This window comes from Cyanobacterium sp. (genome assembly GCF_054166785.1).
Map to the genome: position 1 here is coordinate 33,372 of NZ_JBSZCP010000042.1, position 15,693 is coordinate 49,064.

General features: G+C 40.8%; 11 protein-coding genes. 4 read left to right on the forward strand and 7 right to left on the reverse strand.

What is annotated here, in order from left to right:
- Positions 1-130: 130 nt before the first annotated feature.
- A complete protein-coding gene (gene bicA, locus ACXITR_RS08515; RefSeq protein ID WP_457996799.1) occupies positions 131-1,837 on the reverse strand; it encodes a bicarbonate transporter BicA in 1,707 nt (568 codons plus the stop codon).
- Between the two features lie 197 nt (positions 1,838-2,034).
- Positions 2,035-3,153, reverse strand: a complete 1,119-nt coding sequence (locus ACXITR_RS08520; protein WP_457996800.1) for a sodium-dependent bicarbonate transport family permease — start codon at positions 3,151-3,153, stop codon at positions 2,035-2,037.
- 510 nt (positions 3,154-3,663) lie between these two features.
- On the opposite strand from ACXITR_RS08520, the gene ACXITR_RS08525 reads away from it, so the two are divergent.
- The 3 genes from ACXITR_RS08525 to ACXITR_RS08535 all read left to right on the forward strand — a co-directional run bounded on the left by ACXITR_RS08525 (position 3,664) and on the right by ACXITR_RS08535 (position 6,157).
- The gene (locus tag ACXITR_RS08525) at positions 3,664-3,978 is read left to right on the forward strand and encodes a P-II family nitrogen regulator (RefSeq protein WP_457996801.1); all 315 of its coding nucleotides are present in this window, start codon (positions 3,664-3,666) and stop codon (positions 3,976-3,978) included.
- 159 nt (positions 3,979-4,137) lie between these two features.
- Positions 4,138-5,235, forward strand: a complete 1,098-nt coding sequence (locus tag ACXITR_RS08530; RefSeq protein WP_457996802.1) for a sensor histidine kinase — start codon at positions 4,138-4,140, stop codon at positions 5,233-5,235.
- 100 nt (positions 5,236-5,335) lie between these two features.
- The gene (locus ACXITR_RS08535) at positions 5,336-6,157 is read left to right on the forward strand and encodes an SWIM zinc finger family protein (RefSeq protein WP_457996823.1); all 822 of its coding nucleotides are present in this window, start codon (positions 5,336-5,338) and stop codon (positions 6,155-6,157) included.
- Here ACXITR_RS08535 and ACXITR_RS08540 read toward each other — a convergent pair.
- The 5 genes from ACXITR_RS08540 to ACXITR_RS08560 form a co-directional block, all read right to left on the reverse strand.
- Positions 6,154-9,066, reverse strand: a complete 2,913-nt coding sequence (locus ACXITR_RS08540; protein WP_457996803.1) for a DEAD/DEAH box helicase — start codon at positions 9,064-9,066, stop codon at positions 6,154-6,156. The two genes, ACXITR_RS08535 and ACXITR_RS08540, sit on opposite strands and share 4 nt — an antisense overlap.
- Before the next feature lie 195 nt (positions 9,067-9,261).
- Positions 9,262-9,555 carry a ferredoxin gene (locus ACXITR_RS08545; RefSeq protein ID WP_193801028.1) on the reverse strand — a complete coding sequence of 98 codons (294 nt, stop codon included), beginning with the start codon at positions 9,553-9,555 and terminating at the stop codon, positions 9,262-9,264.
- A gap of 322 nt (positions 9,556-9,877) precedes the next feature.
- Entirely contained in the window at positions 9,878-10,261 is a 384-nt protein-coding gene (locus ACXITR_RS08550) for a hypothetical protein (protein ID WP_457996804.1), read from the reverse strand.
- Between the two features lie 29 nt (positions 10,262-10,290).
- On the reverse strand, positions 10,291-13,431 hold the full coding sequence (locus ACXITR_RS08555) for an efflux RND transporter permease subunit (protein WP_457996805.1): 3,141 nt from the start codon (positions 13,429-13,431) through the stop codon (positions 10,291-10,293).
- A gap of 69 nt (positions 13,432-13,500) precedes the next feature.
- Positions 13,501-15,060 (reverse strand): efflux RND transporter periplasmic adaptor subunit, encoded by a 1,560-nt coding sequence (locus tag ACXITR_RS08560; RefSeq protein ID WP_457996806.1) that lies wholly within the window; start codon positions 15,058-15,060, stop codon positions 13,501-13,503.
- A gap of 102 nt (positions 15,061-15,162) precedes the next feature.
- On the opposite strand from ACXITR_RS08560, the gene ACXITR_RS08565 reads away from it, so the two are divergent.
- Positions 15,163-15,672, forward strand: a complete 510-nt coding sequence (locus tag ACXITR_RS08565) for a PadR family transcriptional regulator (RefSeq protein WP_457996807.1) — start codon at positions 15,163-15,165, stop codon at positions 15,670-15,672.
- Positions 15,673-15,693: the final 21 nt, after the last annotated feature.

Consider the following 15,693-nt stretch of genomic DNA (forward strand, 5'->3'; position numbering starts at 1 on the left):
TATGCAACATTATTGGACTACAGCAAAGATATAATACTAGAACTATTATTACTATTGCCTATTGATGAACTAAGCTAAAAATCATAATTTAATTCACCAACGCCAAATTTTTATTTATAACCCCTGACGGTTAGATTATCTCTGTTTCTATGTCAAGGTTGGATTCAGAAGGTTGATATGGTTCGCTTTGTCGGTTTCTGACCGTTGCAAGTCCTTGTTGTAGGGCATAAAGGCGATCGCCCATCCAATTATGAGCAGGAATTAGTCCAGCCAAACCTAACTTTTCAAGACGACTTCTAACCTTACCCGTAGCCCCCACAATAATCACCTCATTATTTTGATCAATAGCTTCTTTGATGGCATTTTCGAGGGCGAGGGAAGATGTAACGCCCAAAATAGGAACTTCAGATAAATCAACAATTAACACATCATAATTATTAATGGCATTGTGTTCCCGCTCAATGGCCTTTGCCACCCCAAAAATCATTGGTCCACTGAGGTGGAAAAGTAACATCCGACCCCCAGCCAAATCCAATATCTGTTTTTCTTCACTATTCAAAACAATGCGATCATCCGCATCACTAACCATTTTCACTGATTTAGAACGGAACTCCGATAGTTTCTCAATGGTCATCACATTAGCGATAAATACCCCTACACCTACCGCTACCATCAAATCTACCAATACCGTTAAAAGAATTACCCCATAGACGATACCTGCGGCTTTCCAAGAAATTTTGTGAACCCTTTTAAGAAAACCCCAGTCCATAATATTAAGACCCACTTTAAAAGCAATACCAGCCAAAACAGCCAAAGGAATATTCGCCGTTAAAGGAGCAGCCCACACTACCACCACAAATAAAATAGAAGCCCTCGCAATACCCGATAGAGCAGTTTTACCCCCCGTTTGGATATTTACCACGGTTCCCATGGTTGCTCCAGCCCCAGCAATACCACCAAATAAACCAGAAAATAAATTACCTAAACCCTGTCCAATTAACTCCTTATTAGAATTATGTTCAGTACGAGTCAAGCTATCTGCCACCACAGAGGTAAGAAGGGCATCAATACAACCCAACATCCCCAATACCATGGCATCAATGACCATCACCCTAAACTGATCAGCCTCAAAGGTGGGTACTTGTAAAGTGGGTAAACCTGTGGGAATTTCACCAATACGACGAATATCCACATCTCCGAAAAACACCAAAGAAACCAATGTCCCCGCCACAAGAGCCAAAAGTTGAGGAGGACAATATTGACGATAACGACGAGGTACTACGTATAAAAGAACCACGGTCATTAGTGCTAAAACTGTTTCTAAAGGGTTAATGTCACCGATGAGAGCAGGAATGTTTTGAATCGTGCCAATGACTCCTCCAGAGGGGGTTCCCTGTCCCAAAAAAGGAGCTATTTGCAAAATTACGAGGATCAAACCGATACCTGTCATAAATCCAGAGATGACGGTATAGGGCATCATGGTGACGTATTTTCCGAGCTTTAACAAACCGAAGATGATTTGGAACAGCCCTGCCAACATAACTACGGTAAAGGCCATGGCCATACCATTTTCAGGGTTACTGGCGGTTAGGTTAGCAATAACAGCGGTCATAATTACGGTCATTGGGCCGGTAGGTTCAGAAATGAGGGTAGGAGTACCACCAAAAAGGGCAGCAAAAAATCCTACTAATACTGCACCCCATAACCCTGCGCTCGCTCCAGCCCCAGAAGCAATACCAAAAGCCAATGCCATGGGCAAGGCAATGACTGCGGCGGTTAATCCTCCTAATAAGTCTCCCCTTACATTGCGAAAATGTATTTTATTAGTAATTTGCATCCACTTTTTTCCCTTTCATTTTTATATAGGTATTTTTCTATGAGTCTTTGTTTAAATATTTTGTTATTGCTATGATAATGGAGTTTAAGCACAATAACAAATAAGTTTGACTTATAGCTTTATACAGAATAGGTAAAGAGAAAAAGGGTTTTAGGAATTTGGAGGATGGTTAAGACTAAAATCTAAATTTTAACAATTTATCCCCCCATTAATGCTTGGGCTAGTCCAATGTAAAGTGGTATTCCTAGGGCGATCGCCACGGGAGTCCCCACCGCCGTAGATGCTCCTATGTAAGCGGAAGGATTAGCCGAGGGGATACCTGCCCGTAAAGTGGGAGGGCCAGAAATATCTGAGCTAGAGGAGGCAATAACCGCCAAGATAACCACGCCCCCAAGACTAAATCCCGTAAGTTGATGAGCAATCATGCCAAAACCAAAGGCGATAAATCCGTGTAACAGGGGAGCAATAAAAGCATATACAGCATACCACTGAGCTACTTTACGCAGTTCCCCAATTCTTGCGGTGGCTTCCATACCCATTACCAGCATTAAGACTGATAGCAGACCACGAAAAAGAGGGTCATAAAAACTCTCATAAACGCTTTCAGGGCGGGTTAGTAAACCGAGGGCTAAACCAAGCAATAGCGCTGATAGGGCGGAACCTTGGAGACTCTCTTTGACGATAGGCCATATCTCTACTCTTTCTTTGCCAGAGTGAGTCCGTTGTTTAGCTAAATATTCTTGTCTGGTGGCAGGATAGTCTTGGTTACTAGAATAATCCCCTGCTGCCACTGGCTCTTTTTGGGGATACTCATCGACGATTTTATTTTTTTGTGTTTTGGTGTAAATACTAGCTAAAACGATCGCACCTACCAATGCAGGAATATCCATAAAAGGATAAAGTGCGCCCGCCCATGGCTCATATTGGATGCCTTGTTCTTCTAGTAAGGTTAATGCCGCTGCTAAGGTAGAACCACTGACCGCCCCAAATAAACCCGCCGTTGCGATCGCATCTACCACTTTTACACTGGGTAACTTAGCCAATGTATAACGCCCAATAAAAACAATTATAAGACCAATGGCCACGGCAAAAACTGCGGGTAAAAGCATTTCTGTCAGATTTGAATTGCGAATAGCAATACCTCCACTCAAACCTACTTTTATCAGCAACATAAATACAATAAATTTATAAACCGCATCGGGAATTTGCAGTTGACTATTAAAAGCAGCAATAACCATACCACCAATCAGAAAGCCAAGGGTTGGAGATTGTAACTGAGATAGAAAGTCACCCATGAAACGTGATAAAAAATCCACTTTATGATTCCTCCTTTTTTAGATACTTAAAATTACGCAGGATAATACACAACCAAAGCCCACTGTCTTGAAAACACCCCTTTAAGATGTATTTTTTTTGACTCACATTTACATAGATAAAAACCTATGCAAAATATATAACCTATATATTTATATATATCCCAAAAATCCTCGAAATAACAACTTCTAAAGCCAAAATAACTAAGTTATATTAAATTTAAAAGATAATTAAAACTTATACTTGAAGGGATTTCGCCTTGGAGTATTGATCACTGCGTTGAATAGAGTATTACAAAAGCTAGTTTTTTAACCTAAAACTTTTTCCATGGCAGAAAGAAGTTCCTATTTCAAAGGATAAGCGATAAGTTATTTTTATTAAAAACCTCTCTAAATCTGATAGGAGTTGTTCCACGAAATGTATTTTTATATATATACTTATGAGTATGGTTGCATTAAAAACCATAGATTTTTTATTATTTTTATTGCAAAATATCTTGGGAGGTAGTTCAAATGAGCCAGAAAGCCAATAAACTTGTCATTGTCACGGAAAAGCTATTGCTAAAAAAAATTGCCAAAATTATCGATGAAGCAGGAGCCACAGGATATACAGTAGTGGCAGCAGGAGGTAAAGGGAGTCGTAATGTGCGATCGTCTGGACAACCCACGGTTTCCGAGACCTATTCAAATATAAAAATCGAAGTCCTTACCCCCAGTCGGGAAATAGCCATAAAAATTTCTAATGAGGTTGCAGAACGTTTTTTTGAGGATTATTCAGGTATTATTTATCTCTGTGAGGCAGAAGTATTACACGCACATATATTTTAAATCAGCGTTACCAATTTTGGACATGATGCACTATTCAATTACATTACATACTCAATATTAAAACTATTGCCCATTCCCCAACGCCTTTAAATCTTCTTTCCTTCATCACCATCTCTGAAAATCTAATCCATAATAAGAGTTGATGAGTAAGAGTTTTTCATGAAGCAAAAAATGAGTTTGGGTACAAGGCTGTTTCTATCTCACTTGGCAGTAATGGTGGTGGGTTTAAGCACTTTTATTGGTGTAGCGAAAGTATCTTCTCCTCAATTTTTTGTGGTGAGATTGGAGCAGTTGGAGAGAAAGGGATTTTTGACGGTGAGATCTGCTAAAACCTATTTAATCGATGGTTTTGAGACGGCTTGGAATCGTAGTGCCATGTGGTCATTAGTTTTGGGGGGGGTAACGGCAGGGGGAGTTAGTTATTATTTGACTCTTAGGATTATGAAACCTTTAAAACAGATGAAAAATATTACCCATAATTTTGCGGCGGGCCATTGGGAGCAAAGGATGCCGGAGAGTGAGATTCCTGAGTTAAATCAACTTAGTGTTAGTTTTAATCGTATGGCCAGCAGTTTGGAGGATGTGGAGCGCCGACGAAGGGATTTGGTGGGGGATTTAACCCATGAGTTACGAACTCCTTTGACGGTGGTTAGGGGTTATTTGGAGGAGTTGGCTTCGGGGGATATTGATGGCTGTCCTCAGTTATATCTTAATTTGGTTAGGGAAACTAGGCGTTTGGAGAATTTGACCAGTGATTTACAGGAGTTATCGAAGGCGGAAGCGGGTTATTTGTCCATTGATGTTAAACCCATTAATCTTTTGCCTCTTTTGAGGGGGTTAATTACGAGGTTTCGGGATCAACTTTTGGATGATGGCCCTGTTTTAAAGTTATCTTGTCCTGATAGTTTACCATTGGTGATGGCAGATGCCGATCGCACTGAGCAGATTTTAGTTAATTTACTAGGTAATGCCATCCGTTACACTGAAGTAGGTTCCATTGAAATATCCACCAAGGTAGTTAATAAATATTTATGGATAACAGTGCAAGATACTGGAGTGGGTATTGCCCCCGAAGATTTACCCCATGTATTTGAGCGATTTTGGCGGGGCGATCGCTCTCGGAACAGTTATTCTGGGGGTAGTGGTATCGGTCTTGCCATCACTAAAAAGCTGGTAGAATTGCAAGTAGGGGCGATCGAAGTAACCAGTCAACTTCACCAAGGCTCAACCTTTCGCTTTTCCTTACCCCTTGCATAAAATGGATTAGTTTACCTGCCAATTTTTCCACGCCTGAAAACTGATAATATAGAAAAACCCCTCAAAATATATTGTTTCTGGATAAAAACTGATGAATCAAATGATAAATAGACAGTGGTGGGTAGAAAAATGGCTCGAATTATTAGACTCCTATCGCTTCAAAAAAAGATTAGAAAGGGCGCGCAACTACGCCAGAGAAGGAAACGTTCTCAACATTGAATTTAAACAAAATCACCTCATTTCCGAAGTACAAGGAAGCGAATCTCAACCCTATCGAGTAACCCTTTCCCTCGACGCATTTTCCGATGAAGACTGGGGCTATGTCATTGGAACAATGTCAGAAAAAGCCCTCCTCGCCGCCCAACTATTAGTGGGGGAAATGCCCTCAGAAATTGAGCAAGTATTTATCAAAAACGGTTTAAGCCTATTTCCCTTTAACCTAACCGATGTCAAATCCCGTTGCACCTGTCCAGACAAAGCAAACCCTTGTAAACATATTGGCGCCGTTTACTACCAATTAGCAGATCGTTTTAGCGAAGACCCTTTTATCATATTCCAGCTGCGGGGCAGAAGTAAGGAACAAATTTTAGAAGCCTTGAGGGTGTGTCGTGGCATGAAATTATTAGGAAAAGAGCCCCAACCTGAGATGTTAGGCAAAATTAAATCTTTACCCAAGAGGAAAGCTAAGGCAAATAAAACCTCCGTACCTCTTAGTATCGATAGTTTTTGGGAGTATGACGAACCCTTAGACTCCTCCTTAGTTGTGATTACTCCCCCCACGGATAATAAGAATATATTGGATGTATTGGGGGCAATTCCTCTACCCTATAACGATTCTCAGGCGGTAATGCAGTATTTACAACAGGTTTATAACGCCGTACCAATGAAGGTGATGGAAATCGCCCTAACGGACAATAGCTAGATAGGAAAACGCTTCATCTTGGCAAAGGCATCCCTTGCGGTGTCCGCCAATCGGGAATTAACCCCCGGCACTTGGGGTATTTGCCACAAAACATCAACGGTACGCCGTAAAATGCGGACAATATCCCCCTCGTCAAGGGTAGTATTAGAACAAAGTTCATCCCAGGTTACCCCCAAACACCAAGCCTCGGATAAGCCGATTACATCCCTTTCTAGGTAAACGGGCATGGTAATATCTTTTTTGGTTTGGGCTTGATATAGTTTACGGCGGGTTTCGGTTAATTGCTCTTCGGGATTATATTCATCATCTATTTTCACCAAACCCAAAGCATCTAATACCTGCGCTGAGGGCTGGTAAGCCACCCAAGTATCGAACCTAGGGGGATCTGTAATGAGGGCCGTAATGGCAGGGGCGAGGTAGTGGGGGGGTAAAAAGTCTAAATGTCCAGAGGTAAGGGCGAGGGCTAACCATAGTTCATTTTCTCCCCTGATGACGGCGGCCGCTTCTCCGAGGGTGGTGGGTTCAAATTCTTTTAATGCCCCAAATTCTCGCAATATTTCCACGAGGGCTAAAAATTCTTGCCAATAGTAAGAACTATTAGATTTTACTTTTTGATATTGATTTTGAATGGTGGTCAATTCTTGTTTAAGGGTTTGACGTTTGCTGTTGTTGCGCATCAACTGCCCTATTTTTTCGACTTTGTCGAGGGGATGTTGTTTGATTAGGTTTTCTACTGCTTCGATGCGTTTTTCTTGGGCGCTGATTTCTTCATTAACGGGGGTATATTCTTTTTCATAATCAGCAATGATGGTACTTATGGCTTCACTGGCACTATCTCCTGCACACAGTGGCCCTGCACAGATATTTTCGATGTCGGGCAAATAAAGATTTTCTACTAGGTTGGGGGGCATTGTACCTGAGTTAATATCAATGATGTCACTGATAGAGGCGATGTACCAATGGTTATCTTTCCCTAAACACAGGAAAAATTCTTGGTTATTGTTAGATATTTTCGCCACCATGATTCCTTCGGCTACATAGGCATTTTTTTTGCCTTGGCGGTTAAGGCTGAGAATATTCCCCGGAATTAGTTTTTCGATAGAGGGTTTTAGGGTTTCTACTCTTTGTTGGCGCCAGTTTTTTTGGAATAGTTTGAGAATTTTTTTCTCTTGTTTTAGTCTTTCTTTTAGTTTTTCGTAAGAGGCTAATTCTTTACTGTTATATCCTGCTAAACCTACATCTAATCTGGTTATTTCTCTAGTGTAGGATGCGATCGCCTCTTCCTGGGGATTTAGTTGCTCTTGGGCTAAATATTCAGCGAAACTTAATTCTAGTAGCTGTTTAGCTTCCTCAATGGTATGTTTTTGTAGGAGATTTAACACCATACCATAACTAGGGGTAAACCAACTACGCAACGCCTCTGGCTCTGCTTTTGCTAACTTAGAAGCAATTAACACCCCTTCATAGGGAGTTTGTACCGTCACCACATAACCCACATCATCCATGCCTCGGCGCCCAGCCCTTCCTGCAATCTGTAAAAATTCTGAGGGGGTAAGGGTACGAATACCATCATCACCCCTTTTGCGTAGGGCAGAGATAACGGTGGTACGGGCGGGCATATTTATCCCTGCGGCGAGGGTAGCGGTGGCAAAAACAATTTTGATCAAACCTTTTTCAAATAAACGCTCCACTAATTCTTTCCAAGCGGGTAAAATTCCAGCATGGTGGGCGGCGATACCTCTGGTAAGGGGTTCGATTTGGCTACTTCTAACTAATTCGCTATTATCTCCTAAAAAGCGTAAAATTCTCTCTTTTAATAGGGGTTTTTCGGTCAAAAATTCGATTAATTCTACTTCTGCATTTTCTTTTTTGTTAATAAAATTAGTAATTTTGTCATAGGTAACTTCATGCTCTTTTCTAGCAAATTCAACTATTTTATCTTGTAATTCAATGCTTTCTAAAAGTAAAAATCTTAGTAAGTAAGATAATATTTTTTTGCTCTCTTCTATGGAAACTAAGTTAACATAGTTTAAAGACTCTACCGATTGATCACAGCCTTTTCTACTAAATATGATATAAATAGCAGGAAGCATTTTTTGGTTGTTTAACTGCTGAGTTAATCCTTTAACCGTGGGGCAAGTTTTACGGTCAAATCTTCCCCTTTTATTGGGGCGTAAAAGACTTTTTAATTGAGGGTTGATTTTATCAGTTTTATCTTTAAATAAATTTTGTAACCCCTTACTATGGCTAAAGTAAAATTTGAGTGGTACGGGGCGAAAATCGGAGTTTACTAACTCACAACGGCTAAAATCTCCCTGTTGAAAGTGACAGCGTCTCACATGGTTTATCCAGTCGCACAGTTGTTGGGGGTTGCCCACGGTGGCGGAAAGGGCGACTAATTGGATATGGGGGGGGCAATAAATAATGGACTCTTCCCACACTGTACCCCTACCCGGATCATTGATATAATGACATTCATCAAGGACAACACTTTGGACGTTGCGAACCGATGTACCTACTTCTCCGATGGGGGTACTATACAGCATATTACGGAAAATTTCGGTGGTCATTACCACAATGGGGGCTTCGGGGTTGATGGAAACATCCCCTGTAATTAGACCGATTTCTTTGTACAATCCCGATTCGGGAATTATAGTTTGACCAAATTTTTCTTGAAAGTCTCTAAATTTTTGGTTAGAAAGGGCTTTTAATGGTGTGGTATAAAATACCCTTTGTCCACTGTTTAAGGCTCGATAGATGGCATACTCCCCAATGAGTGTTTTTCCTGAGCCAGTAGGCGCGGTTACTAAGACGGATTTTCCTGCGTCCAAAAGTGCGATCGCATCTACCTGAAAATCATCTAATTGGTAAGGAAAAACGGTTTTAAAATCTAAATTCAAGGGAGGCATTTTTATTGCTTGACTATGCTGTATATAATGATTCTAACGACTTTTTCCTGTAAAATGGAAAACAATTATTATTTCTGACATTCTAACAGGCAAAAAAAAATACCCCTACCATATTATTGGGGGGTTTGCAAGTAATAAGAAACAATCAATTGCCCGAAAAACGACAATCAATTGCTTCCCCGACTCAAAAATTACCTAGTACAAATCTTCTTCTTTGTGGGTTTCGATTTTACAATCAGAAGTAGGATAAGCAACACAGGTTAAAACATATCCAGCTTCAATTTGATCATCATCTAAGAAAGACTGATCAGACTGATCGATAGTACCAGAAACGATTTTACCAGCACAAGTAGAACAAGCACCAGCACGACAGGAGTAAGGTAAGTCAATACCTTGTTCTTCAGCTACATCAAGGATATACTCATCATCGGGTACTTCAATAGTTTGTTCGCCGTCTTCAGTTACTAGGGTAACGTTATAAGTTGCCATGTTTTGTTTCCTTTAATAAATAGTTTGCAAATGCTATTTCTTACTATATTAGTAAGCCTATTATGAATATTAAAGGATAAATGTCAATTATGCTCTACACATTAGCAATGAAATTCTTATCCCTTTAACACATAAGTTTTTTTAATATTATAATTTCAGTCTCAGTTGTCCTAATGAATATATTTGTTTTTCTAATAAAGTACGGTAGATAGGGCTTTACAGGTTCGGTTATCCTCACAGATTACTTTTTTTATTACTGATTATGTATATTAGTTTTTTTTATTGATAAAAGGCTATGGAATCATTGATAACACCAATTAAATTAATCCTTAAATAGTTGATTATGTAAGGCATTTGTAAAAGCTTGTGCTTCTTTTCTTTGCCAAGGCCATCCACTTGAATGAGTTGTTATTCGTTTAGTAGTAACGACATTAACGGTTGGAAAACCCCATAACATAAAAATACCAAAAATCAGAGGAATGATACCAATAATACTTTCTAAAAATACTAACCCTAAAATAATTGAGAAAAGACCTGGAAATATCATCTTATCGGTATAGCATTGAACTGAAACAACTTGTTTAATTGGAATAGTTTTCTTAACCACAGGCGTATAATTTTCTTCGATCTTGTAAGTAACTGTTTTGGTAGTGACTATACCGAAACAATTCTCAATTATTATTTGCTCTGATGAACCTGAAGTCATTTTTCCTTATGATTTAAAGTTTGCAAAATTTAGGAAGCCAGTTCTCTTGGTTGCTTTCTGGGTAACACCTTCTCTACCGCCATTTTAATTACTATATAAAGAATAGGAACCACAAATAGGCTGAGGAAAGTTGCGACTAACATTCCCCCAAATACGGCTGTACCAAGGGATTGACGACTACCAGCCCCCGCCCCTGTGGCAATAACGAGGGGAAAAATACCTGTGAGGGTAGAAATGGCTGTCATGAGGATGGGGCGTAGTCTTTGCTTTGATGCTTCGATGGCGGCTTTAACGGTGGACATCCCTTCATCCCGTAGTTGGTTAGCAAATTCCACAATCAGGATGGAGTTTTTACTGGCTAAACCGATCAACATTACTAAACCGATTTGGCAATAAATATCATTACTAAAACCCCTCAAACTTTGGGCAAGTAATGCCCCTAATATAGCTAAGGGTACCGCTAGAATGATGATCAAGGGATCTATATAATTTTCATATTGGGCAGACAAGACGAGGAAGACGAAAACGATACCTAAACCGAAGATGATTATAGCCACATTTCCTGCGCTGATTTCCTCCAAAGAAATCCCTGTCCATTCGTAGCCGAAGCCTTGGGGTAATACTTGAGATGCGATCGCACCTACCGCCTCAATGGCATTACCCGAACTAAACCCGGGGGCAGGAGAGCCGTTAATTTCGATAGAACGGAATAAATTATAATGGTTAATAGTCTGGGCGCTCACCGTAGGAGTAAGAGTAACAAGGTTTGAGAGAGGTATCATCTCACCATTGCCAGAGCGCACAAAAAAGTTTTTCATACTCTCAGGATTTGCCCTAAACTCCTTATCTCCTTGTACATAAACTCGGTAAGAACGTTGTTGCATGGTGAAATCATTAACATAAGAGCCACCCATCATGGTTGCCATGGTGCTAAACACATCATCCATATTGACATTCAACACCTTCGCCCTTTCCCGATTCACCTCCACAATTAATTGAGGACTATTGGCCGCAAACTGAGTAAACACCCCAGCCAAAGCATCATCTTGGTTAGCCGCCCCTAAAAATTGTCCCATCACCTCCACCATGGACTCCAAATCAGGACTAACCCTTCTATCTTGTAAATTAAGGGTAAAACCACCAAAAGTTCCTAATCCTTGAATAGCGGGGGGATTAATGGGGATAATTCTTGCTTCAGGGATCATAGCAAACTTGGGAAACAGTTGCCCTATAATGGCTTGAACCGATTGATTTGGATTAGGGCGATCGCCCCAGGGCTTAAGGGGAGTAAAAATAACCCCCTGATTAGGAGAACTACCCCCAAAAGAAAAACCACCGATAGCAAAAGTACCCAACACATCAGGAATCGCCAAAATTTCCTCCTCCGCCTTGCGCATCACCTCGCTAGTATATTGAAGGGAAACCCCTTGGGGTGCTTGAATAATAGTGATAAAAAACCCTTGATCTTCTTGGGGTACAAAAGCCGTCGGCACAGTATTATATAACCAGCCAGTAACGGCAATTAACACCGCAAAAATTCCCACCACAAACAACTTAAAACGAGCTAAAAATTTTAAAGAGCCTTCGTATTTCAGGGTTAACCAATCTAAAATAGAATTAAACCCATTAAAAAACGGCTCAATCCAAGCAGGGGGATGTTGTCCTTTCTTCAGCAACAAAGCACAAAGGGAAGGAGTTAAAGTTAGAGCCAAAAAAGTAGAAATAACAATAGAAAAGGCAATGGTTAAAGCAAACTCTCGATATAAAGCCCCCGTAGTACCCGGGAAAAAAGTAACAGGAATAAACACCGCCATCAACACCAAAGAAGTCGCAATAACAGCGCCCGTCAACTGTTTCATCGACTCACTGGCCGCCTGATGGGATTCCATATCCCGATCCTGAATATAACGGTAAATTTGTTCTACCACCACAATGGCATCATCCACCACCAACCCTGTCGCCAGAGTTAAGCCAAAAAGAGTGAGACTATTAATCGAAAAATCAAACGCCCTCACAAAAGCAAAAGTACCCACCAAAGAAAGAGGAATAGTTAGAGAAGGAATTAAAGTGGTACGCCAATCTTGCAAAAATACCAAAATAATGAGAATTACCAACCCCACTGCCATCAATAGAGTGACAATAACCTCATTCAAAGACTCCTCAATAAAACCCGTCGTATCAAAAGCCAATTGAACATTAATACCATCGGGAAACTGTTGTGCCAACTCCGCCATCTGGGTTTTTACATTTTCCGCCACCTCAAGGGCATTAGAACCGGGTAACTGATATACCCCAATCCCCACCGCTTCTACCCCTCGAAAACGCACAAAAGAATTATAATCCTGCGCCCCTAACTCAACCCTACCCACATCTCGAAAACGAATCAAAGACCCCGTTTGCTCATCGGTACGAAGAATTATATCCTCAAACTCCTCTGGCTCAGTCAACTGACTCACTGCCCGTAAGGAAATCTGTACTTCCTGCCCCTCCACCGCAGGTTCAGCACCCACAGCACCAACCCCCACCTGAACATTTTGTTCCCGCAGGGCATTTTCCACATCCATTGTGGTTAAACCACGGCTACTAAGGCGATTGGGATCAACCCATAAACGCATGGCATAACGTCTTTCGCCAAATACCGTTGCATCGGAAACCCCATCAATCCTTTTGAGGGCATCTACTAAAAATCTTTCCGCATAGTTACTTAAAAAGTCATTGTCATACTGTCCATTTTCACTAAACAGACCAAAACCCATCAAAATATTGTTAGACTGTTGGCTTACCCTTACCCCCGTGCGTTGTACCACATCGGGTAACTGCCCTTCTACCACTGAAATTTGATTCTGCACATCAACGGCGGCCAAATCTTTATCCCGTGAAGCATCAAAGGTGGCGGTAATACTGCTTGTTCCTGTGCTGGTACTACTAGAGGATATATATTTTAACCCTTCTACACCATTAATTTGCCTTTCGAGAATATTAGTAACGGTATTTTCTACCACTTCCGCATCAGCCCCGGGATAATTAGCGATTACTTGGATTTGAGTGGGTGCTATTTCTGGAAAACGAGCAATAGGTAGAGTGACAATACTGATACTTCCAATCAAAAGGATGATAAAGGCACAAACGGTGGAAAATACTGGTCTGCGAATAAAAAAATCAACGAACATCTTTTCTTAATGGATAATGAATAATGAATAATTAAAACTTGGGATAATGGACTATTTAATATCTCGGTCTTATCTGTTCATCTCTCCATTTTGCTGAGGGGGTAGGGGCATGATGGGGGCGCCATCTCGAATGTTTAAAATTCCCGCACTAACTATCTGCTCTCCTTCTTCTAAACCATTTAATACTTGATAACTGTTGCCCTGTAAACTACCCAATTCTATGGGGCGTTGTTCGGCAACTAATGAGGGTTCATCCCCTTCCCCATTTTCTGCACTTTTAGCGACAAAAACAAAGTTATTTCCTCCCATTCTTGAAATAGCGGAGGATGGCACGAGAATCCCTAAACTTTCTTCCCAGATAATTCTAGCTCTTACGGAGGTTTGATTAAATAAACTTCCTCTACTTTGATTGAGGGTGGCTTTGGTGAGAACTAATTGGGTGGAGGGATTTACATCGGGGGAGATAAAACTGATTTCTCCTGTGGTAAGAATTTCCCCTTGATTATCGAGAATTTCTACGGGTAAACCTAGTCTTAGTCTTTCGGTTTGTTCTAGGGGTAGGGAAAAGTTTGCTTCTAGGACATCGTTTTCGGTGATGGTGGTTAATTCTTCCCCAGAGGTAATAAAGTCTCCTACTCTTACGGGAATATTACCTACGATGCCTGTAAAGGGGGCGGTAATTTGAGCTTTTTCTAGTTGCACTTCCACTCGGTTTACCCTAGCGGTGGCTTGGGATACTTCTGCTTGGGCTTGGTCTATTTCTTCTGTCCTTGTGCCATTTCTGACAAGTTGTAGGTTTTGCCTAGCTTCTTCTACGTTGGCGTTAAGTTCTGTTAAATCGGAGGTTCTACCCCTAGTTTGACCGTCTAAACGTCTTTGGGCTTGGGTAACGGCGGAGGAGGCTTGACGTTCTATTTTGACAAATTCTTGGTATTCATCCTGAGAAATTGCCCCTTCTTCAAATAGTATTTTATATCTTCTGGTTCTTTCTTGGGCTAGTTCTAATTCTGCTCGGGCGGAGTCTAATTCTGCTCTTGTTTCTGCTATTTCTTGGGGACGGGAACCTTCTCTGGCGTTGTTTCTACGGGCGATCGCACTTTCTAACCGTGCTTGGGCTTGGGCTATCTCTTCGGGACGACTCCCTGCCCTGAGTTGAGCTAGACGGGAACGGGCGCTTTCTAGTTGGGCTTGGGCTTCCCTCAATTCCGCTTCTAGTTGCTCACTTTCCACCGTTGCAATTAACTGCCCTGCGGTAACTGCTTGTCCTTCTGTTACCAAAATACTCCTAATTCTGCCATTAATTTCTGACCTAGCGGTGACAGCCCTAGGGGCATCTAGCCTTCCGACAATGGTAGTAGTATCTTGGACTATTTCCGCTTCTAAGGTACTTAGACTTACGGGGGAGGCTTGGGGTTGCCCTGCCATTGCTCCTCCTGCGGGGTTATTTTCGTTGCCATTATTAAAAAGTAACATTCCGCCACCTCCGAGAATAGCGAGGATAGCCACTGTACCCACTATCCACCAGGGAGATAATTTTTTCTTTGACTCATCGGGGTTGGGGGTAATGGCATCTACTTCTTTTTCGTCAACATTGGATGTTTCACTAGGAGCAGAATTAGGATTAATCATATTTGGTACAGATTAATTGATGTTGATGGTAAAGTTTTATTAAGTTCCCATTATATCAATAAAATATATCAATCTGATATAAAAAAGTAAAAAAAAAGAAATATGTTAGAGTTGGCTACCCTTGGTTTATTACAAAAAGAGCCGTTACATGGTTATTTGCTCAAAAAACAGATGGAGTTGTTTATGAGTGGTTGTATCAGTGTTAATTATGGAGCTATTTATCCTTTACTAAAACGGTTGTTGGATAGGGGATTAATTGAGGAGCAGGAAGATGATCATAATAATCGTAAAATTTATAGTATTACTTCTGTCGGAAAAGCGAAATGGTTGGAGAAAATGTTGGAACATCCCCACGAAAGTTGGGTTAATGCCCGTTCTCGTTTTATGATTAAGTTTTGCTTTTTTAGTTATTTAAAACCTAGTCAAAGATTGGAATTAATGGAGCATCGCTTAAAGGTTTGTCAGTTAAAGTTGGACGATGAAGATTTACAGATAGTCTATGATGATTCTTTTCAGGCAAGGGCTTTAGAGCGTTATAAATCAGAAATTGGGAAGGAAATTGACTGGTTAAGGGAACAGGTTAACATGGAGAAGGTTAAGACAACTCGATAAGCCATGGGTTATTGTCAAAAA